The 20,047-nt window shown below is 68.5% G+C and carries 19 protein-coding genes; 10 read left to right on the forward strand and 9 right to left on the reverse strand.

The genetic code is table 11. The features are described from left to right. Positions 1-4: 4 nt before the first annotated feature. From tesB to MKAN_RS24925, 3 genes are all read left to right on the forward strand, one after another. Complete coding sequence (gene tesB / locus MKAN_RS24915) at positions 5-841, forward strand: acyl-CoA thioesterase II (RefSeq protein ID WP_023372903.1); 837 nt, start codon at positions 5-7, stop codon at positions 839-841. Continuing rightward, on the forward strand, positions 838-1,434 hold the full coding sequence (pdxT, locus tag MKAN_RS24920; RefSeq protein ID WP_023372905.1) for a pyridoxal 5'-phosphate synthase glutaminase subunit PdxT: 597 nt from the start codon (positions 838-840) through the stop codon (positions 1,432-1,434). The genes tesB and pdxT overlap by 4 nt, the downstream gene beginning before the upstream one ends. A gap of 197 nt (positions 1,435-1,631) precedes the next feature. Next, positions 1,632-2,387, forward strand: a complete 756-nt coding sequence (locus MKAN_RS24925; protein ID WP_023372907.1) for a YebC/PmpR family DNA-binding transcriptional regulator — start codon at positions 1,632-1,634, stop codon at positions 2,385-2,387. A 227-nt stretch (positions 2,388-2,614) separates the two neighbouring features. On the opposite strand, the gene MKAN_RS24930 is transcribed toward MKAN_RS24925, so the two are convergent. Genes MKAN_RS24930 through MKAN_RS24950 form a run of 5 tightly spaced genes read right to left on the reverse strand, consistent with a single transcriptional unit; the run spans position 2,615 to position 6,242 of the window. Then, positions 2,615-4,165 (reverse strand): polyamine aminopropyltransferase, encoded by a 1,551-nt coding sequence (locus MKAN_RS24930; RefSeq protein WP_023372909.1) that lies wholly within the window; start codon positions 4,163-4,165, stop codon positions 2,615-2,617. Then, positions 4,162-4,656: a DUF350 domain-containing protein gene (locus tag MKAN_RS24935; RefSeq protein ID WP_023372911.1), complete on the reverse strand. Its 495-nt coding sequence runs from the start codon at positions 4,654-4,656 to the stop codon at positions 4,162-4,164. Before MKAN_RS24935 ends, MKAN_RS24930 begins: the two co-directional genes overlap by 4 nt. Positions 4,657-4,680: 24 nt before the next feature. Then, positions 4,681-5,112, reverse strand: a complete 432-nt coding sequence (locus tag MKAN_RS24940; RefSeq protein WP_036391429.1) for a DUF4247 domain-containing protein — start codon at positions 5,110-5,112, stop codon at positions 4,681-4,683. Further along, positions 5,109-5,612 carry a DUF2617 family protein gene (locus tag MKAN_RS24945; protein ID WP_023372916.1) on the reverse strand — a complete coding sequence of 168 codons (504 nt, stop codon included), beginning with the start codon at positions 5,610-5,612 and terminating at the stop codon, positions 5,109-5,111. The genes MKAN_RS24940 and MKAN_RS24945 overlap by 4 nt, the downstream gene beginning before the upstream one ends. Before the next feature lie 9 nt (positions 5,613-5,621). Then, positions 5,622-6,242: a DUF4178 domain-containing protein gene (locus MKAN_RS24950; RefSeq protein WP_023372918.1), complete on the reverse strand. Its 621-nt coding sequence runs from the start codon at positions 6,240-6,242 to the stop codon at positions 5,622-5,624. Between the two features lie 200 nt (positions 6,243-6,442). Here MKAN_RS24950 and ruvC point away from each other — a divergent pair, with 200 nt between their 5' ends. From ruvC to ruvB, 3 genes are read left to right on the forward strand one after another with little or no spacing between them, the layout of a single operon-like run. Beyond that, positions 6,443-6,997, forward strand: a complete 555-nt coding sequence (gene ruvC / locus MKAN_RS24955; protein WP_023372920.1) for a crossover junction endodeoxyribonuclease RuvC — start codon at positions 6,443-6,445, stop codon at positions 6,995-6,997. Beyond that, positions 6,994-7,581 (forward strand): Holliday junction branch migration protein RuvA, encoded by a 588-nt coding sequence (ruvA, locus tag MKAN_RS24960; protein ID WP_023372922.1) that lies wholly within the window; start codon positions 6,994-6,996, stop codon positions 7,579-7,581. Before ruvC ends, ruvA begins: the two co-directional genes overlap by 4 nt. Then, positions 7,578-8,621, forward strand: a complete 1,044-nt coding sequence (ruvB, locus tag MKAN_RS24965) for a Holliday junction branch migration DNA helicase RuvB (protein ID WP_023372924.1) — start codon at positions 7,578-7,580, stop codon at positions 8,619-8,621. Before ruvA ends, ruvB begins: the two co-directional genes overlap by 4 nt. A gap of 1 nt (position 8,622) precedes the next feature. Here ruvB and MKAN_RS24970 read toward each other — a convergent pair whose 3' ends face one another. Next, positions 8,623-10,260: a PE family protein gene (locus tag MKAN_RS24970; protein WP_036444438.1), complete on the reverse strand. Its 1,638-nt coding sequence runs from the start codon at positions 10,258-10,260 to the stop codon at positions 8,623-8,625. 180 nt (positions 10,261-10,440) lie between these two features. On the opposite strand from MKAN_RS24970, the gene MKAN_RS24975 reads away from it, so the two are divergent. Next, positions 10,441-11,121: a hypothetical protein gene (locus MKAN_RS24975; protein ID WP_023372928.1), complete on the forward strand. Its 681-nt coding sequence runs from the start codon at positions 10,441-10,443 to the stop codon at positions 11,119-11,121. A gap of 41 nt (positions 11,122-11,162) precedes the next feature. Here MKAN_RS24975 and car read toward each other — a convergent pair whose 3' ends face one another. Then, positions 11,163-14,687: a carboxylic acid reductase gene (gene car / locus MKAN_RS24980; RefSeq protein WP_023372930.1), complete on the reverse strand. Its 3,525-nt coding sequence runs from the start codon at positions 14,685-14,687 to the stop codon at positions 11,163-11,165. A gap of 143 nt (positions 14,688-14,830) precedes the next feature. After that, positions 14,831-15,295, reverse strand: coding sequence for a MarR family winged helix-turn-helix transcriptional regulator (locus tag MKAN_RS24985; protein ID WP_023372932.1), 465 nt, complete (start codon positions 15,293-15,295; stop codon positions 14,831-14,833). A gap of 60 nt (positions 15,296-15,355) precedes the next feature. Here MKAN_RS24985 and MKAN_RS24990 point away from each other — a divergent pair, with 60 nt between their 5' ends. After that, on the forward strand, positions 15,356-16,228 hold the full coding sequence (locus tag MKAN_RS24990) for an alpha/beta fold hydrolase (RefSeq protein WP_023372934.1): 873 nt from the start codon (positions 15,356-15,358) through the stop codon (positions 16,226-16,228). On the opposite strand, the gene gabT is transcribed toward MKAN_RS24990, so the two are convergent. Beyond that, the gene (gene gabT, locus MKAN_RS24995) at positions 16,178-17,527 is read right to left on the reverse strand and encodes a 4-aminobutyrate--2-oxoglutarate transaminase (protein ID WP_023372936.1); all 1,350 of its coding nucleotides are present in this window, start codon (positions 17,525-17,527) and stop codon (positions 16,178-16,180) included. The genes MKAN_RS24990 and gabT overlap by 51 nt on opposite strands. Positions 17,528-17,745: 218 nt before the next feature. Between gabT and yajC the strand changes: the two genes are divergently transcribed. Further along, positions 17,746-18,123: a preprotein translocase subunit YajC gene (gene yajC / locus MKAN_RS25000; RefSeq protein ID WP_042313999.1), complete on the forward strand. Its 378-nt coding sequence runs from the start codon at positions 17,746-17,748 to the stop codon at positions 18,121-18,123. Between the two features lie 127 nt (positions 18,124-18,250). Continuing rightward, complete coding sequence (gene secD / locus MKAN_RS25005; RefSeq protein ID WP_023372940.1) at positions 18,251-20,044, forward strand: protein translocase subunit SecD; 1,794 nt, start codon at positions 18,251-18,253, stop codon at positions 20,042-20,044. Positions 20,045-20,047: the final 3 nt, after the last annotated feature.

The following is a 20,047-nucleotide window of genomic DNA, read 5'->3' on the forward strand; positions in this document are numbered from 1 at the left end:
TTCCGTGGCGATCGAAGAGATCCTCGACCTCGAGCAACTTGAGGTCAACATCTATCGCGGCAGCGTCTTCAGTCCGGAGTCAGGTTTTCTGCAGCGCACGTTCGGCGGCCATGTCGCGGGGCAGTCGCTGGTGTCGGCGGTGCGTACCGTCGACCCGTCGTATCGAGTCCACTCGTTGCACGGATACTTTCTTCGGCCTGGAGATGCCAAGGAGCGCACCGTTTTTCTGGTCGAGCGCACTCGAGATGGCGGATCGTTCGCCACCAGGCGGGTCACTGCCATCCAGCATGGGGAAATCATCTTCAGCATGGGCGCATCCTTTCAAACCCATCAGCAAGGCATCAGCCACCAGGACCAGATGCCGGCGGCGCCGCCGCCTGACGATCTGCCCGGATTGCGCTCGGTGCGGGTGTTCGACGATGCCGGTTTCCGGCAGTTCGAGGAGTGGGACGTGCGGATTGTGCCGCGGGAGCAGTTGCAGTGTTTGCCCGGCAAGGCTTCCCAGCAGCAGGTGTGGTTTCGCCACCACGATCCGCTGCCCGACGATCCGGTGCTGCACATCTGCGCGCTCGCCTACATGAGCGATCTGACGTTGCTGGGTTCGGCGCAGGTGAACCATCTGCACGAGCGTGAGCATCTGCAGGTAGCGTCGCTGGATCATGCGATGTGGTTCATGCGGTCGTTCCGCGCCGACGAATGGTTACTGTACGACCAGTCCTCGCCGTCGGCCGGCGGCGGGCGCGCCCTCACCCACGGGAAGATCTTTACCCAGCGCGGTGAGTTGGTGGCGGCCGTCGTGCAGGAGGGGCTGACTCGTTATCGTCACGGATACCAGCCGTGAGCCCGCCGAAGATCGGCGTCCTGGCACTGCAGGGGGACACCCGGGAACACCTTGCGGCACTGCGTGAAGCCGGAGCCGAGGCGATGCCGGTGCGCCGCCGCGACGAGCTGGACGCGGTGGATGCGCTGGTGCTTCCGGGCGGCGAGTCGACGACCATCAGCCATCTGCTGCGCGACTTCGAATTGCTGGCGCCGCTGCGGGCGCGGCTGTCCGATGGCCTTCCCGCGTACGGCGCGTGTGCCGGCATGATCCTGCTGGCCAGCGAAATTCTGGACGCCGGCGCTCGCGGCCGCGAGGCTGTGCCGCTGCGTGGGATCGATATGACCGTGCGGCGCAATGCCTTTGGGCGCCAAGTCGATTCGTTTGAGGGCGATATCGCGTTCGCCGGCCTGGACGACCCGGTGCGTGCGGTGTTCATCAGGGCGCCATGGGTCGAGCGGGCCGGCGAGGGTGTGCAGGTGCTGGCCCGGGCCGCGGGCCACATCGTCGCGGTTCGGCAGGGCGCGGTGTTGGCGACGGCGTTCCACCCGGAGATCACCGGCGATCGTCGTATCCATCAGCTGTTCGTCGACATCGTCCGGGGTCGGCGCTGACGTCTCATCGGGGGGCGCCTTCATGTGCGCACCATCATCGAGCCTGTAATTTTGCAGGCTCGCACTCGAACTTCCCCTGCAGAATTACAGGCTCGGTGGGCGGAAGCCGGCCAGGCGACCACCACCTGCGGTCCACGTAGACTCGTTGGGCGAACTTTCAAGCAACAGAACCCGAAAAGAAGAGGTGCACCACAGCGATGAGCGGCCATTCCAAGTGGGCTACCACCAAGCACAAGAAGGCCGTCGTCGACGCCCGTCGCGGCAAGATGTTCGCCCGGCTGATCAAGAACATCGAGGTCGCAGCCCGCGTCGGCGGCGGTGACCCGGCGGGCAACCCGACCCTTTACGACGCCATCCAGAAGGCCAAGAAGAGCTCGGTGCCCAATGAGAACATCGAGCGGGCACGCAAGCGCGGCGCCGGTGAGGAAGCCGGTGGCGCCGACTGGCAGACCATCATGTACGAGGGTTATGCGCCCAACGGCGTGGCGGTGTTGATCGAGTGCCTGACCGACAATCGCAACCGGGCCGCCAGCGAGGTGCGGGTGGCCATGACGCGCAACGGCGGCACCATGGCCGATCCGGGATCGGTGTCCTATCTGTTCTCTCGCAAGGGTGTGGTCACCCTGGACAAGGACGGCCTGACCGAAGACGACGTGCTGACCGCGGTGCTGGATGCCGGTGCCGAGGAGGTCAACGACCTGGGCGACACTTTCGAAGTGGTCGCCGAACCAGGTGATCTGGTCGCGGTGCGCACCGCGTTGCAAGACGCGGGGATTGACTACGAATCGGCCGAAGCCGGTTTTCAGCCGTCGGTCAGTGTGCCGGTGGATGTCGATGGCGCCCGCAAGGTGTTCAAGCTCGTCGACGCTCTGGAAGACAGCGACGACGTGCAGAACGTGTGGACCAATGTCGACGTGTCCGACGAGGTGTTGGCGGCTCTCGACGAGGAGTGAGCGCGGCCGTCGCAGCGCGGCGCCACCGGAAGCTCATCAGCTCGAACTCCACTTGCAGCCACTCGTACGTGTTGGCCGCACGCACACCTAATGGGTCTTGATGCGCCCATCGCGCTCGGTGATCTCTGCCTTTCGTTGCCGCGCACGCCGAAGCGGTCGCGAATCGGCTTGGGGACCACGAGGCGTCCGCGGCGCCGCCGGCGGCTAACACCGGCTGGCGCCACCGGTTAGTCGTATCCGTGCCGCATGTCTTCGACGATGCGCGGGTTGTCGAGGGTCGAGGGCTCGAGCGGGCGCGGCGCCACGTCGCCCGGGAACACCGTGGCCGCATCGAGCACCCGCTGATTGAGGAAACGCAGCGACGGCGCGTCGCTCGGCACCGTCGGCGCGGGGGCGCTGGACCCGCGGCGTGCCAGGACGAAGCCCCAGTCACCGAACGTGGGCACATAAACGTGGTAGGGCGTCACCGCGTACCCCGCGGCCTGCACCGACGACACCGTGCGCCAGAACGCGGTCCGCGTCGAGAACGGGCTGCCCGCCTGCACCACCATCAGTCCGCCGGGGGCCAGTGCACGGGCGGCCAGCGTGTAGAACTCGGTCGAATACAAGCGGGCCAGCACGGGCGTGTCCGGGTCGGGCAGGTCGGCGATGATCGCATCGAAGGTCCCCCGGCCCGGGCCGCGCAGCCAGCTCATCGCATCGTCGATCACGACGTGCACGCGCGGGTCGTCCAGCGAACCGCCGTTGGCCCCGCGCATGGTGGTGCGCGCCAATTCGACGACCGCGGGGTCGAGTTCGACCTGAACGATCTGCTGCACACCGGGCTGGCGCAGTAGCTCGCGGGCGGCCAGCCCGTCGCCCCCGCCCAGCACCAGCACCGAACGGGCACCGGAGCCGAGCGCGGGATAGACCAGGCTTTCGGAGTAGCGGTACTCGTCCACGGTGGCGAACTGCAACCCGCCGTCGAGGTAGAGCCGCAGGTCGTCACCGCGCCGCGTCACCACGATTTCCTGATACGCCGTGTGCCGGTAGGCGATGATCGGGTCGGTGTAGAGCCGCTGCCGGCTGGTCGTCTCGATACCGCGCGCACCCGCCAGCAGCGTCACCAGCAGCCCAAGGGCGGCGGTCAGCGCGCCCAGCGCCGTCACCAACTGGCGAACGCCGACGACGCGCCGCAGCAGGAAGACCGACACGACGGCCGCGGCCACGAGGTTGACGATGCCGGTGGCGGCCGCGCCGCGGATCATGCCCAGATGCGGCAGCAGCACAAACGGCCAACTGAGCCCGCCGAGCAACGCGCCCAGATAATCGGCCGCGGTCAGGTTGGCCAGCGTCCGGCCGGTGTCGGTCGCTTCGGCCACCCGGCCGCTCTGCAGCAGTGTCATCAGCAGCGGCACCTCGGCGCCAACCAGACCGCCGATCAGCGCGGTGCCCAGCGCCAGCACCCACAGCGATCCGCCGATGAATGCGAACGTCACATACAACGCCGCCGCCGACAGTCCACCGACGATGCCCAGCAGCACCTCCACGGTGATGAAGGTGATGGCCGCCCGCGCCAGCAGCGGCTTGACCAGCAGCGCGCCGGCGCCCAGCGCGGCGATGTAGCCGGCGACGATCAGCGACGTCGCGACGATGCCGCCGCCGTCCAGGCTGGCCGACAGGGTGAGCAGCGCGAGCTCGTAGACGATGCCGCAGGCCGCGCAGGCGGCGACGGCGGCCAGCAGCACCGCGCGCCAGCGCAGCGAGGCCGCAACCGGTGCCTGCTGTGTCGATGTCATGACAGCGCGGCGGCGATCACACCCCCGACGGCCAGCATCATCACCGCCGTGGCGAATGCCGCCGGATGTAGTGTCGGTTCCGCGACGTGCTCGCGGAAGCGACCGGGAACGGCAATCTCGAGAATGACCAGTGCCGCCCCCTGCAGGGCCACCCCGATGCCTCCGTAGACCGCGACGTCGACCAGCCCCTGGCCCAGCTGGCTGGAACTGGTGTGAATGGCCGTAATGATGACGATGGCCAGAGCCGCATACATCGCCGAGGCCAGGACGACGGCGTTGGGCCGCCGATCGATGAACACCAGGCGGCGCAGGTTGCCCGGGGTCAGCACATCGACCATCAGGAAACCCGCGATCAGGACGGCGGCACCCACCAGGAAGTACAAGATGGTCGCCACCACGCCATGCAGGATCGGGGTGATGTTGACGGTGCCGAAATCGACTCCCGTCTGATGAAACGCCTTTTGTAACGCCTGATGTAACGCTTGCTGCACGGGTGTCTCCTTTGGGTACTGGTCCTACTTGCTGCCGCCCGGCCCGCCGGGGCTGCCTCCGGAGCCGCCCGACGGAGACCCGGGGGTGAACCCCGGGCCGAGGAAGACGAATGAGCCGTGGCTGTAGCCCGCGCTCAGGGGTTCGACGCGGATGCTGCACGGGTAGGAGCCGTCGGGGCCGACGATCACGATGTTGTTGCGGTAGCGCAGGTATTCGTTGTCGCCGCTGGCCGCGCGCGCCGCGGGGGCCTGATAGTGGGCCAGTGTGTCGGCCACCTGATGTGCTGATCCCGTGCAGAGGTAACGCGTTCCGTTGGCGTCGCGAGATTCTTCGCGATAGTGAGACGCGATATATGAGCTGATGTTCCGGTTCAGCAGCACTACTCCCGAGACCAGCGACACCGTGGCGGCGACGGCCAGCCCCCCGGCAATCAGAAGCAAGCGGTTGCGGCTCATGGTTGCCACCGGCTTGCGGTGTACACCACCGAGCCGCCGGAGCCGGTCGGGTAGAGGTGCCAGGTCTGCCAGCGCCAGCCGGTGCCGTCGGGTTCGGCGGCCAGCGCGGTCAGCGCGGCGTCATCGCCGGGAAACATGCCGCCCAGCCACCCGTCGTCGCGCGCGCAGCGCCGGCGCAGCTCGTGGGCGAGACGGCGGAACGTCGACTCGTCATGGGTGTCGCTGCGGGATTCCAGCCGGTAGCCGGGAGCCTCGGTGTGCGCCGGCAGACTCGAGCCCTGATTGCGGGCCGAACAGGAGATCTGCTCGGAAAAGGCGGTGCCGCCGTGGTGCACGGTGATGACATGCGATGCCCCCAGCACGCCGAGCAGCAGGGTGCCGCCGTGGGGGTGGTCCATCCGATGGCTGGCCAGGGGCCGGGGCGGCGGCGCGTTGATGGCCAGCCGCAGCCGGGCCCCCGATACGTCAGCCGGAGCGACGGCGAGCTGATGAAGCGGCACCGATGGTCCTTATGCGGACGCCGGGGGAGCGGGGTAGACGGTCAGCTCGCCGGGCAGCACCGCTTTGCCGGTGGATATCTCCCAGGGCATGTCGGGTGCCCAACGCTCGAATGACAACAACGCGGTCTCGTCGGCCCCCCGACCGGCGCCGACGTAGTCGACGTAGTCCATCTCGCCACCCGCGGGCAGGCCCGTCGTCCCCTCCGTGGTGTAACCGGCATGCCCGCGCTCCGATTCGTGAAACGTCACACCGTCGAGCACCTGATCGCCGTCGGGTTGCACGGCGAGGTCGGTGCGTTTCACCCACATGGCCAGCTCGAGGCGTCCGTCGTCGTCTTCGACGCTGAACCACGTCGGCTGGTCGCCTCCCTCCAGCAAGTGCTCCCACCAGACGAACGGTCCCTCCCGGTAGGTGACCGATCCGCGAACCACATAGTCGACACCGCCGTAGCTGACGATGGCGCCGGGGCCGAGCTGACGCGGGCCGAACTGAGGCATCGCGTTGAACGACAGGGGATCTTGGCGGCTGCCCGGCGGCGCGGCGGTCTTGGGCCGCTTGAGAGCGACGACGAGGACGAGAAGTGACGCGATGAACAATGCCACCGCGAGCACCACCAGCAGTGATCCCACCCCAACCCTTCCCTACGGCGAGCCGATGTGCGCCCTAACGTAACAGCTTTGTACCGGGCCGGCTCCGGATAAGAGGCATGCGACAGCGGCTACCTCCGGACGCGTGGTTAAACCGCGTGTCCTTGCCCGGCCCTGTCACACCCAGCCGCTAGGCTATCGAACAGCTGTTCGGTGCGAAAGGGCCCTGAAAGGTAAATGCGGTGCGGGTAATGGGTGTCGATCCCGGGTTGACGCGGTGCGGGCTGTCGCTGGTGGAAAGCGGGCGGGGCCGCGACCTCGTCGCGCTCGATGTCGACGTGGTGCGCACCCCCTCGGATACGGCGCTGTCGAAGCGGCTGCTGGCCATCAATGAAGCCGTCGAGCACTGGCTGGACACCCACCGCCCCGACGTGCTGGCCATCGAGCGGGTGTTCTCCCAGCTGAACGTGACGACGGTGATGGGTACCGCGCAGGCCGGGGGGGTGATCGCCCTGGCGGCGGCCAAACGCGACATCGACGTCCACTTCCACACGCCCAGCGAGGTCAAGGCCGCCGTCACCGGCAACGGTGCCGCCGACAAGGCCCAGGTCACCGCGATGGTCACCAGAATCCTTGCCCTGCAAGCCAAACCGACACCGGCCGATGCGGCCGACGCATTGGCCCTGGCGATCTGCCATTGCTGGCGGGCGCCGATGATCGCCCGGATCGCTCGGGCCGAGGCACTGGCCGCACAGCAGCGCCACGCCTATCTGGCCAAGCTGAAGGCCGCGCGATGATCGCCGGGGTCCGTGGTGAGGTGCTGGAGGTGGCCCTCGATCACGTGGTGATTGAGGCGGCCGGTGTCGGATACCGGGTCAACGCGACACCGTCGACGCTGGCGACATTGCGGCAGGGGACCGAGGCGCGGCTGGTCACGGCGATGATCGTGCGCGAGGATTCGATGACGCTGTACGGATTCGGCGACCGGGAAACTCGCGACCTGTTCCTGACGCTGTTGTCGGTCTCTGGTGTCGGTCCCCGCCTGGCGATGGCGACACTGGCCGTACACGACGCCGCGGCGCTGCGCCGGGCGCTGGCCGATGGCGACGTCGCGGCGTTGACGCGGGTGCCCGGTATCGGCAAACGCGGCGCCGAACGGATGGTGCTGGAGTTGCGCGACAAGGTGGGCCCGGCGGGGGCGGCCGCGCCCGCGCTCAACGGCAACGCGGTGCGGACTCCGGTGGTGGAGGCCCTCGTCGGCCTCGGCTTTGCCGCCAAACAGGCCGAGGAGGCCACCGACAAGGTGCTTGCGGCAGAACCCGGGACCACGACGTCGGGCGCGTTGCGGGCCGCCCTGGCATTGCTGGGTAAGGCGCGATGAGCGAGCCGGGCGACCGCGACGTGTCACCGGCCCTGGCCGTCGGCGAGGGCGATATCGACGGCAGCCTGCGGCCCCGCTCGTTACGGGAGTTCATCGGCCAGCCCCGGGTGCGCGAACAGCTCCAGCTGGTCATCGAAGGAGCCCGAAACCGAGGCGGCACACCGGATCACATCCTGCTGTCCGGCCCGCCCGGACTGGGCAAGACGTCGCTGGCGATGATCATCGCCGGCGAGCTGGGGTCCTCGCTTCGAGTGACGTCGGGACCCGCGCTGGAGCGCGCCGGCGACCTGGCCGCGATGCTGTCCAACCTGGTCGACCACGACGTGCTGTTCATCGACGAGATTCACCGCATCGCCCGCCCGGCCGAGGAGATGTTGTATCTGGCGATGGAGGATTTCCGGGTCGACGTGGTGGTCGGCAAGGGTCCCGGCGCGACGTCGATTCCGCTGGAGATCGCGCCGTTCACCCTGGTCGGTGCCACCACCCGTTCCGGGGCGCTGACCGGCCCGCTGCGCGACCGGTTCGGTTTCACTGCGCACATGGACTTCTACGAACCGGCCGAGCTGGAGCGGGTGCTGGCGCGCTCGGCCGGAATTCTGGGCATCCAACTGGGTGCCGAGGCTGCAGCGGAGATCGCCCGCCGTTCCAGGGGAACGCCGCGGATCGCCAACCGGCTGCTGCGGCGGGTCCGTGACTTTGCCGAGGTCCGCGCCGACGGCGTCATCACCCGCGATGTCGCCAAGGCGGCGCTGGAGGTCTACGACGTCGACGAGCTGGGCCTGGACCGGCTGGACCGCGCGGTGCTGTCCGCCCTGACCCGCAGCTTCGGCGGCGGCCCGGTCGGCGTCTCCACGCTGGCGGTGGCCGTAGGGGAGGAGGCGGCGACCGTGGAGGAGGTGTGCGAGCCGTTCCTGGTGCGTGCCGGGATGGTCGCTCGTACACCGCGCGGCCGGGTGGCCACCGCGCTGGCCTGGACGCATCTAGGCATGAGCCCGCCGGCCGGGGTCAGCGGGCTGGGCCAACCGGGGCTGTTCGACTAAGTTACGGCGATCCGTTCGTCCCGTTGGCGCCGCCGAGTATTCCGCCGGTGCCACCGGTGCCACCGGTGCCACCGTTGACGCCGTTGCCACCGTTGCCGCCGAAGCCGTACAGCGCCGGCGTGAAGGCGCCGTTGTTGACGATGCCGACGTTGCCGCCATCGCCGCCGTTGGCAGGACCGCCGGCGCCCTGACCGGCGTTGCCGCCGTTACCGGCGAAGTTGAGGGCGAGCAGGCCGCCGGCGTCGCCACCGGCACCGCCGTTGCCGCCGGTGCCCGTGACACTGTCGCCGCCAAATCCGCCGACACCGCCGACGCCCAGGCCGGTCAACGCCACGCCCTGGCCGGCCTGGCCGCCGGCGCCGCCGGTGGTCACGCCGAACCCACCCTGGCCGCCGCCGCCGCCGATGCCCGCACCGACGAGCGCGGCCGCCTCGCCGCCCTGGCCGCCGGCGCCGCCGACGTTGCCGGCACCACCGAGGCCACCGAAACCGCCGACGGCCACGCCGGCGAGTGTGCCCGCCACGCCGCCCGCGCCGCCCATGCCGCCCTTCGAGATGCCGTAGCCACCGAGGCCACCGGCACCGCCCTGCCCGTAGCCGAAGTTGGCGCCACCGGCGCCACCGGCGCCACCGTCACCACCGACACCGGTGGCGCCGGTGGCGGCGCCCCCGGCGCCACCGTTGCCACCCAGGCCGAACAGACGACCCCCGCCGACGCCGCCGGCACCGCCGTCACCGCCGGCGGTGTCACCCGCTCCGCCGGCTCCGCCGTCACCGCCGAGGCCGAACAGCAGACCCTGTCCCTGACCGCCTCCGCCCCCGGCGCCGCCGGTCAGGCCGGTCCCGCCGGCCCCGCCGTCACCGCCGGCAGTGCCGAGGGACAAGAGTGAGCCGGCGGCGCCGCCGGCGCCGCCGGCGCCGCCGGTACCCGAGGCAGCGGCACCGCCGGCCCCGCCGTGGCCGCCCCAGCCGAGCAATGGGGCGCTGCCGCCGGCGCCGCCGGCACCACCCGTCCCGCCGACAACGCTGGTGGCGCCGCCGGCGCCGCCGGCGCCGCCGTTGCCGATCAGCCAACCGCCGTTGCCGCCGGCCCCACCGGCGGCACCGGCCCCACCGCCCCCGCCGTTGCCGCCGTTGCCGATCAGGCCCGCGGAGCCTCCCGCACCGCCGGGCTGCCCGGCCGTCGCTTGGGAAAAGCCGTTTCCGCCGTTGCCGTACAAAATGCCCCCGGCACCGCCGTTAGGACTTGCCGCCGTCCCGTCCGCGCCATTGCCGATGAACGGCCGCCCGAACAACGTCTGGGCGGGCGCGTTGATGGCGCCCAACAGGCTCTGCTCCAACGTCTGCAACGGCGTGACATTAGCCGCCTCGGCGCCCGCATACGCCCCACTGGCCGCATTCAGTGTTTGGACAAAACTCTGATGAAGCTGCGCGGCCTGGGCGCTCAACGACTGATATTGCGCGGCGTAGCCGTTGAACAGTGCCGTAATGGCCTGCGACACCTCGTCGGCACCGGCCGCCAGCACTCCTGTCGTGGACGATGCTGCCGCGGCGTTTGCCGTACTCAGCGACGTGCCGATTGCGGCCGCATCCTGCGCTGCCGTTGTCAGAAACTCCGGAACTGCGAACACAAACGACATCGAACCCCTCCCGAACCCGGTCACGTGACATAAGCCACAGCTGCAAGCAATGTCGGTAATTATCGATACTTCGGCAATCGTTGTCAGCGGTTTCTATAGATCGGGCAGTCATCGCGCGGCCGGGCGTTACATCGCCGGACCGTCGGGGTACCCAAGCCGGTACCTAATGAGGAGGCTGCCATGAAGCACACAGAAGACCGCCCCGCAACGCTGCGGATGCCGCGCTCCCGCGGAGTGGTGACCGGATTACTCCTAGTGATTCTGGGCGCCTGGGGTGCGCTGATTCCGTTCATCGGTCCCAGATTCGACTTCGCCTATACGCCGGGCCAGGCGTGGACCGCCGCTCGGGGCTGGCTCGAGGTATTGCCGGGTGTCGCCGCGGCGGTCGGGGGTCTGCTGCTGATCATTTCCGGCAACCGCGCTATCGCGATGCTCGGTGGCTGGCTGTCCGCCCTCGCCGGTGCATGGTTCGTGGTCGGCACCCAGTTCGCCCCGCTGTTGCGGATCGGCTCGGTGGGGGATCCGGTCGCCGTGACGGATCGCAAGCGCGCAGTGTTGGAACTCGCCTACTTCTCCGGCCTGGGAGTGCTGATCGTCTTCCTGGCCGGCGCGGTCCTGTCTCGCCTGGCGGTGCGGCTGGCCCGTGATGTCCGGCCGGCGCCGGTTACGGCGCCGGCTGAGGAACCGGTCGCTGCGGCGGACGCACCCGCTGCCGGGGCGTCGCCGGAACCATATTCGGACGCAAGGTATTCCGATGCCCTCACCATGCCGCGGGCACAAAAAATGCCGGCGGCGAGCAGCGAAGCCGCAAGCACCGAGCACCGCGGCCGGTTCCTGCGCCGTCACCGTGCCAGCGTGTAAGCCAGCGTGGAAGGCCGACTCAGACCCGACTCAGATCCGACTCAGAGGAGCCCGAGCAAGCGCAGATCACTGAGGTACTTCGCGATGATCTGCGGCGAGATGTGCGGGATGTCCTTGTCCGGGCCCACTTTCGCGTCCTGCACGGCCGCCCGGAACCGGTCGGTCGGAGCCATCGACCCGCGCAGCGGCGGCGCCGGCTTCTGGTAGTTGTGCAGCAACGGCAGTAGTGACGCGTGACGCTGCTTTTCGGGCAGGCCGCGCAGCGCGGTCTCGAATCGTCGCAGCCAGTCGCCGTAGTCGTCGATGCGGTGGATGGCGCATCCGGCGTCGACGAGCCAGTCGACGAACCGGTCCATCCCGATGCCGTCGTCGTAGGGGTTCATCACGTGGTAGGTCTGGAAACCCTTCCCGTCCCGGGCGCCCAGCGTCGCGATCGCCTCGGCGATGAACTCGACCGGCAAGCCGTCGTAGTGGGCACGCTGCCGGTTGCCGTCGGCGTCCAGCTCGTAGAACGAACCGGGTGCAATGCCGGTGGCCACCAGGCTCAGCATCATCCGGGTGAACATGTCCGGCACGTTGAGCTGACCCGCCCACGTGGTGTCGGCCAGGATCATGTCGCAGCGGAACACCGCGACCGGCAGCCCGCACAGGTCGTGGGCCTCGCGCAGTAGCACCTCGCCGGCCCACTTGCTGTTGCCGTAGCCGTTGGCGTAACTGTCGTTGATCTTCCGGGTCGCGCTGATGTGCCGGATGTCGGCGTCCTCGGTGAACTTGCCCGGCTCGATCTGGTCGCCCACCCCGATGGTCGAGACGTAGGTGTAGGGCTTGAGCTTGCCGGTCAGCGCTATCCGGATCAATTCGGCGGTGCCCAGCGCGTTGGGGCCGAACAGCTCGCTGTAGGGCAGCACGTGGTTGACCAACGCGGCCGGGTCGACGATCAGGTCGACGGTGTCGGCCAGCCGCTGCCAGGTCAGCTGATCCAGCCCGAGGTTGGCCTCGCCCTTGTCGCCGGCGATGACCTCCAAGTGGTCGGTCGCCAGCCGCCGGTAGTGGGTCAGCAGCTCGGGGTCTCCGCTGTCGAACGTCTTGTCCAGGCGTGCCCGGGCATCGTCGTCCGACTTCGCCCGCACCAGGGCGATCACCTTGCCGTCGACCAGGTCCATGCGCTCCAGCCAGTCCAGCGCCAGGTAGCGGCCCAAAAAGCCGGTCGCGCCGGTCAACAGGACGGTGCGCACCGCGGCGCTCGGAGGCGGCAGTACCGGTGCGGCTGCCAGGGTGGATGCGTCGATGAACTTGTCCAGGGTGAGGTCACTCGCATGCACCTCTAGCGCGTCCCGACCGTGAATCACGGCGAACGTGGGTCGCTTGCTGCCCTGCCGCTCGCCCTCGATGTAAGCGGCGATCGCCGCCAGGTCGCTGGCCGGGCTGACGATCACACCCACCGGTACGTCAACGTCGAAGATCTCCCGCAGCAGGTTGCCGAATGTCAACGCCGACAACGAGTCTCCACCCAGATCGGTGAAGTGCGCGTCGGGTGACAAGGCGGTGCTCGCCGCCCCCAGCAGCGCGCCCGCCGCCCGGCTCACCGTTTCCAGCACCGGCGCATGGGCCCCGCTGCGCCGCAGCTCGCTCAACTCGTTGGCCTGGCTCGCGGCCAGCTCCGTGTAGAGCTGCTCCAGCCGTTCGCCGTAATGCTGCCTCAGCTTCGGCCACGCCAGCTTGCGGATACCGGTGAGCAGACCGTTCTCCAGCGTGAATGGTGTTGTCTCGATGAGGAAGTCGCGCGGCACCTCGTAGGACTGCAGGCCGGCCTCTTTGGCGACGGTCTGCAGCGAGTCGGCGATCAGCGGCTTCAAGGCCGCTATGTCAGTGCCCGCCGACGCTTCTTCCGTTGGCACCACCACGGCCAACAGGTAGGGATGCGCGCTGTTGCCGTAGACGTAGATCTGGCGCACCAGCGGGCTGTTGCCGAACACCGCCTCCAGCTTGGCGACGGTCACGAACTCGCCCTGGGCAAGCTTCAGCACGTTGTTGCGGCGGTCCACGTACACCAGCCGGTCCGGAGCGACCTCGGCCACGACGTCTCCGGTCCGGTAGTAGCCGTCCGCGTCGAACACGCTGGCCGTAACCTCCGGCCGCTTGTAATAGCCTGGGAACATGTTCTCGGTCTTGAGCAGCAACTCGCCCCGCGGATACGGCTGGTCGGTGCTGAAGTAGCCCAGATCGGGCACGTCGACCAGCTTGTAGTCGATCACCGGCGGGCGCTGAATTTCACCGTCGAACATGACCATCCCGGCCTCGGTGGAGCCGTAACCGTCGAGCAGTGGGATCTCCAGCAGCGCTTCCACCCAGTTCCGCAGCTCCGGGGACATGGGCGCCGAGCCCGTCATCGCGAAGATATAGCGCCCACCCAGCAGGTCCTGGCGCTGCTCGGCCATGACCTGGGCTTCGACGGCTTCGCGGGCGGCGGGTTCACCGGGATCGACCGACCGCTGGTCGACCGCGCGCTGGTATTCGCCGTACAAGGTCTCCCAGATCCGCGGCACGAAGTTCAACTCGGTGGGCCGCACCAGCCGCAAGTCTTCCAGCAGCGTCGAGAGGTCGCTCCTGGCCGCGAAGTACGCGGTGCCGCCGTTGCCGAGCGTGCCGTAGAGGACTCCACGTCCCATGATGTGGCTCATCGGCATGAAGTTGAGGGTGATCGACGCCGCGGTGGGCCCGAACCAGTTCTTGCTCGACCGGCGCCACATCTTGCCGACGTTGCTCTGTCGATACATCGCACCTTTGGGTGCGCCGGTGCTGCCGGAGGTGTAGATCAGCAGCGCCAGCGAGTCGTTGTCGCCCGACGCCGCGAGCGGCTCGGCAACCGACCCCGCCGCCAGCGTTGCGCCGTGGTCCAGGACGTCCTTGAGGGTCTGGACAACCACCGCTGTGTCCGCCAACCGCTCCCGGGCCGTGTCGAGCGCCTCGCGCTGGTCGTCCACCTCGGGGTGGTAGTCGAACACCACCAGCTTGGCCGGCAGGTGGCCGCTCAACAGCACGTCCACGGCATCCGACAGCTGATTCACACTGGCCGCCATCATGGTGGGCTCGGTCTCGGCCACGATCGGCTGCAGCTGGGTAACCGCCGCACTGGTCTGCAGCGGCACCGACACCGCGCCGACCTTCGCCAGCGCCATGTCGATGGTGGTGTAGTCGAGGCTGTTGAAGCCCAGCACGCAGACCCGGTCGCCGGCGTGCACCGAGTCGTGGGTCAGGGCGCGCGCCAGCGCACCGACCCGGTCGCCGAGCTGACGGTAGGTGATGGTCTCGAAGCGGGTCAGCAGCCGCACCGAGGTGCGGCCGGTCTGGGTGTCCGTGACGAACTCGACGGCGCGCTGCCCGAGAGCCGGCCGGTCGGCGTAGCCCTGCAGCGCGGTCTGGATGATCTCTGGCAGGCTCAGGCCGGGCTTTTCCAGGGCGGCGGCGATTGCCGGGTCCGGCTTGGCGGCGGCGAACTGTGCGTCGTCGTGGATCAGGGTGTCGATGCGGCGCTCGAGGCGCTCGTCACGAGTGGTAGTCGACATAACAGTTCCTTGCGGTCACTGAGGCGAAAAGATTGTTTGCGCTACGCTGCGCTGAGCAACTAGAACGTTAGCGAAACTAACGGTATTTCACAACGATCGGCACGGGTGCCTGCACTGTGAGATGGCGCACGTCGGTGGGCGGGTTACCGGCGCGCTTCGTCGGGATCGAGGCTGTCGAGCAGTCGTTGCATGGTGTCACACATGTGCGCGAAATCGCCGGTGCCGACCAGTTCCGACCATCGCGCCTCGATGTCGGCGACCCGCTCACCGGCGTCGGCAAGCAACCGCTGTCCGCGGTCGGTGAGTTCGATCAGCTTGGCCCGCCCGTCGTCCGGGTCGGCCCGCCTGGTCAGGTATCCCAACGCGCACAGATCGTTTACCAGCTCCGAGGTCGCCGCGAGACTGAGCTGTGCGCGTGCGGCCAGTTCGGTGAGCCGGACGCCGCCGGTGCCGATATTGCCGAAGATCTGCAGGTGCGGATCGCGGACATCGCCGTAGCCGCGCGCCGCGCGGGGTTGCGCCAACTCGCGGCGAAATTGCCGGGTCAATCGCACCAACAATTGGCCCACTGCCTGCCGGTCCGCCGGCAATTCCGTTGACGCCGCCATAGCAGAGGAGGATACTACGGTTACCGAAGTTTCGGGTTCCGAAGTAATTGGAGGGCTCCCATGGCCGACCGCACCGATGGATTCGTCCCGACCGCCCTGGGGCGCCTGCACGTGACGCGACAGGGGACAGGACCGGTCACCGTCTTCTGGCACAGTTTGTTCCTGGATTCACGATCGTGGGCGCCGCTGACCGACGCTCTGGACGCGCTGGCGCCGCACCGCGCCGTGGTGACGGTCGACGGGCCGTCGCACGGGCGCAGCGAACCCGTCCACCGCGACTTCACGTTCGACGAATGCACCCGTGCCGCCGGAGAGGTCCTCGACGGGCTGGGCATCGCCGAACCCGTCGACTGGGTCGGCAACGCCTGGGGCGGGCACGTCGGCATTCTGCTGGCCGCAACCCAATCGCGGCGGATTCGCACGTTGACCACCATCGGCACCCCGGTGCCGGCGCTGAGCACCCGGTTCCGCTGGGCCAAGGCCTGGCCGTTGGTGGCGCTGTATCGGTGGTCGGGTCCGACGCGATTTCTGTCCGTGGCGCTCTCCGACGCCCTGCTGGGGCCGGAAGCCGTTGCCGCGCAACCGGATCAGGCTTACACGGTTATCGATGCATTCCGGTGCGCCGACCGCACCGGAATGTTGCACGCGATGCGCTCGATGATGCTGAAGCGGCCCGACCTGAGCGAGTATCTGCCGCGGGTGACCGCGCCCACCCTGATGTTGGCCGCCCGCGACGACGACGAAGGCTGGCCGGTGGCGCAGGCAGAGTCTGCCTGCGCCACCATGCGCAACGCCCGCGCCGGCGTGCTGTCGGGCAGCGCGAGGGTGGCGCCGCTGCTGCTGGACCCCGAGCTGATCGCGCGAACCCTGCTCGGCTTCTGGTCAGAGGTCGCCCAGGATCCCGCACATGATGTCGAGGCCTTCGGCCAGTAGCTCGTCGGTGATGGTCAGCGGCGGCAGTAGCCGGATGACGTTGCCGAACATGCCGCAAGTCAACAGGATCACCCCGGCGCGGTGGGCTGCGGTGGCCAGTTTCTCGGTCAGCTCGGCGTCGGGTTCGGCGGTTCCGGACTTCACCAGCTCGAGGGCGATCATGGCGCCGCGACCACGCACGTCGCCCACTCGGTCGTCGGCCACCTGCAGCCGCAACAACCGGTCCATGATCTGCTGCTCGATCTGCCGGGCCCGTTCCACCAGGCCCTCACGTTCGATGGTTTCGATGGTGGCCAGCGCGGCCGCACACGCGACCGGGTTGCCGCCGAACGTGCCGCCCACACCGCTGGCGTGCGGTGCATCCATGATCTCGGCCCGACCGGTCACCGCGGACAGCGGCAGTCCGTCGGCGATGCCCTTGGCGGTGACGATCAGGTCGGGCTCCAGGCCGTCGGTGCCCTCGTGCTCGCAGGCGAACATCGCGCCGGTGCGGGCAAAGCCGGTCTGCACCTCGTCGGCGATGAAGACGACGTCGTTGCTGCGGCACCAGTCCAGCAGCGCGGGCAGGAACCCGTCGGCGGGAACGATGAAACCGCCTTCGCCCTGGATGGGCTCGATGATGACGGCGGCCAAGTTGCTGGCGCCGACCTGCTTGTCGATGACGCTGATGGTCCGTGCGGCGGCCAGTTCACCGTCGGTGGCCAGCTCCTTGTCGAGCAGTCCGTCGCGGTAGGGGTAGGACAGCGGAGCCCGGTAGATCTCCGGGGCGAACGGGCCGAAGCCGCTCTTGTAGGGCATGGACTTGGCGGTCAGCGCCATCGTCATGTTGGTGCGGCCGTGATACGCGTGGTCGAACGCGACCACCGCGGGCTTGCGGGTGTAAGCGCGGGCGATCTTGATGGCGTTCTCGACGGCCTCGGCGCCGGAGTTGAACAGCGCCGAGCGCTTCTCGCCGGAGCCCGGGGTGATCCGGTTGAGTTGTTCGGCGACGGCCACGTACTGCTCGTAGGGCGTCACCATGAAGCAGGTGTGGGTGAACTCCGCCACCTGCTCGCGCACCGCGTCCACGACCTTGGGATGGGAATTGCCGATGGTCGTCACGGCGATCCCGGAACCCAGGTCGATGAGCCGGTTCCCGTCGGCATCCTCGAGGATCCCCCCGCCGGCGCGGACGACGAACACCGGCAGCATGACCCCTACACCACTGGACACCGCCGCGACCCGCCGTTTGTTCAGTTCCAGCGATGCGGGACCCGGGATTTCGGTGACCAGGTGGCGTGTCTGCTCGAGGCTGGCCACGCATCCTCCTCTCCCCGCGGCGCGGCGGTCACGTCGCGGGTAAAGCCTATCGGTTCGCCGCCGCGGTGCGACCTGGCGCGGTCTGCCGTGGTGCCGGTCCGTTCGCGACCTGCGTGAATGGCAGACTGGACGGTTACGAGGCGCGCGAGCTTCCCAGTCGAGTTCGGCGCCGCCCTCGAAATGTCGAGGGATACCGCATACGAAAGACAGGCGTGTTGATGGAGAGTTTGGTCTTATTCCTGCCGTTCCTGCTCATCATGGGCGGGTTCATGTATTTCGCGTCGCGACGTCAGCGGCGCGCCATGCAAGCCACCATCGACCTGCACGAGTCGCTGGAGCCGGGAGATCGGGTGCACACCACGTCCGGCATGGAAGCCACCGTCGTGGGCATCACCGACGACACCGTCGACCTCGAGATCGCCCCTGGCGTGGTGACCACGTGGATGAAGCTGGCAATCCGCGACCGGATCCTGCCGGACACCGATGAGGACCTGGACGATGACACCGACGAGGACCTGGACGAGGAACGGGCTCACCCGGACGATGACGAGCAGGTACCGGCCGGCGACGAGAGCTCCGCGACCAAGGAGTCCTGAGGATTGCCGGCCGGATTCCCGACCGGACTGCTGACCAGACCCACAAGCCCGCTTGCGCGACGTGCCCCGTTGCGCCACGTAGGCTCTGTTGGGGGTAAGAACCGACTTTCAAGGAGACATACGGAACGTGGCATCGTCTTCGGCGCCGGTGCATCCTGCCCGCTACCTGTCCGTGTTCCTGGTGCTACTCATCGGCGTTTACCTGCTGGTGTTCCTCACCGGCGACAAGAAGGCCACCCCGAAGCTGGGTATCGACCTACAGGGCGGCACCCGTGTCACGCTGACCGCGCGTACACCCGACGGCACGGCGCCGAGTCGGCAGGCCTTGAACCAGGCTCAGCAGATCATCAGCGCCCGGGTCAATGGTCTTGGCGTGTCGGGCTCCGAGGTCGTCGTGGACGGCGACAACCTGGTCATCACGGTGCCCGGAAACGACGGCAACGAGGCCCGCAACCTCGGCCAGACCGCCCGGCTCTACATCCGCCCGGTGCTCAACTCGATGCCGGCGCAGCCCGCTCAGGAAGAGCCCAAGCCCCCCGCGGGAACACCGCCGCCCTCGGGTGCCCCGGCGCCGCCGCCCTCAGGCGCGCCGGCTGCGCCGCCCTCGGGCGCGCCGGCTGCGCCGCCCTCGGGCGCTCCGGCGCAGCCGCGGCCTTATCCGCAGGAGCCGCCACCGTCGCCTGCTCCCGCCCCCAGTCCTGCCCCGAGCGACAGCCCCGCTCCGCCGAGCGCTGGCGTGGCGCCGCCCGCCGACCTGCCACCCGGTGAGCAGCCGGCACCCCCGGATCCGCGCAAGGACCTGGCCGAGCGCATCGCGCAGGAGAAGAAGTGGCGACAGAGCACCAGCCCCTACATCCAGATGGTCGCCCTGCAATTCGAGGCCACCCGCTGCGACAAAGAGGACATCCTGGCCGGCAACGACGACCCCAAGCTGCCGCTGGTGACCTGCTCGACCGACCACAAGACCGCTTACCTGTTGGAGCCGTCGATCATCAGCGGCGACCAGATTCAAGACGCCACCTTCGGGATGGACCAGCGGGGCGTCGGCTACGTCGTCGATCTGCAATTCAAGAGTGGGGCGGCCGACGAGTGGGCCCGCTACACCGCGGCTCACCTGGGCAAACAGACCGCCTTCACTCTGGATTCGCAGGTCGTCAGCGCGCCGCAGATTCTCGAGCCGATACCCGGCGGCCGGACCCAGATCAGCGGGGGAGACCCGCCGTTCACCGCGGCAACCGCGCGCCAGCTAGCCAACGTCCTGAAATACGGGTCGCTGCCGCTGTCCTTCGAATCCTCGGAGGCCCAAACCGTTTCGGCGACACTGGGTTTGACGTCGCTGCGAGCAGGCCTGATCGCCGGCGGGATCGGTCTGGCACTGGTGCTGGTCTATTCGCTGCTGTACTACCGGGTGCTGGGCCTGCTGACGGCGCTGTCGCTGGTCGCTTCCGGCGCAATGGTTTTCGCGATCCTGGTGCTGCTCGGCCGCTATATCAACTACACCCTTGACCTGGCGGGTATCGCGGGTCTGATCATCGGTATCGGTACCACCGCCGACTCGTTCGTGGTGTTCTTCGAACGCATCAAAGACGAGATCCGCGAAGGCCGTTCGTTCCGATCGGCGGTGCCGCGCGGTTGGGCCCGGGCCCGCAAGACGATCGTGTCGGGCAACGCGGTCACCTTCCTGGCCGCTGCCGTGCTGTACTTCCTGGCGATCGGACAGGTAAAGGGATTCGCATTCACCTTGGGTCTGACCACGATCCTGGACCTGGTGGTCGTGTTCCTGGTGACCTGGCCGCTGGTGTACCTGGCCTCCAAGTCGTCGACGCTGGCCAAGCCGGCATACAACGGACTCGGAGCCGTGCAGCAGGTCGCGCGCGAGCGCCGGGCTCAAGCGGGTGCCGCCAAGACGGGACGGGGATAACGC

The organism is Mycobacterium kansasii ATCC 12478 (assembly GCF_000157895.3).
Classification (GTDB): Bacteria; Actinomycetota; Actinomycetes; order Mycobacteriales; family Mycobacteriaceae; genus Mycobacterium; species Mycobacterium kansasii.

Bases quoted from the DNA above. Each gene is read 5' to 3' on its own strand.
- MKAN_RS24975 (WP_023372928.1), top strand. From the start codon at position 10,441: ATGAAGCACACAGAAGACCGCCCCGCAACGCTGCGGATGCCGCGCTCC.
- MKAN_RS24940 (WP_036391429.1), bottom strand. From the start codon at position 5,112: ATGAGCCGCAACCGCTTGCTTCTGATTGCCGGGGGGCTGGCCGTCGCC.
- car (WP_023372930.1), bottom strand. From the start codon at position 14,687: ATGTCGACTACCACTCGTGACGAGCGCCTCGAGCGCCGCATCGACACC.
- ruvB (WP_023372924.1), top strand. From the start codon at position 7,578: ATGAGCGAGCCGGGCGACCGCGACGTGTCACCGGCCCTGGCCGTCGGC.
- MKAN_RS24985 (WP_023372932.1), bottom strand. From the start codon at position 15,295: ATGGCGGCGTCAACGGAATTGCCGGCGGACCGGCAGGCAGTGGGCCAA.
- MKAN_RS24930 (WP_023372909.1), bottom strand. From the start codon at position 4,165: ATGACATCGACACAGCAGGCACCGGTTGCGGCCTCGCTGCGCTGGCGC.
- MKAN_RS24990 (WP_023372934.1), top strand. From the start codon at position 15,356: ATGGCCGACCGCACCGATGGATTCGTCCCGACCGCCCTGGGGCGCCTG.
- MKAN_RS24925 (WP_023372907.1), top strand. From the start codon at position 1,632: ATGAGCGGCCATTCCAAGTGGGCTACCACCAAGCACAAGAAGGCCGTC.
- yajC (WP_042313999.1), top strand. From the start codon at position 17,746: ATGGAGAGTTTGGTCTTATTCCTGCCGTTCCTGCTCATCATGGGCGGG.
- MKAN_RS24970 (WP_036444438.1), bottom strand. From the start codon at position 10,260: ATGTCGTTTGTGTTCGCAGTTCCGGAGTTTCTGACAACGGCAGCGCAG.
- ruvA (WP_023372922.1), top strand. From the start codon at position 6,994: ATGATCGCCGGGGTCCGTGGTGAGGTGCTGGAGGTGGCCCTCGATCAC.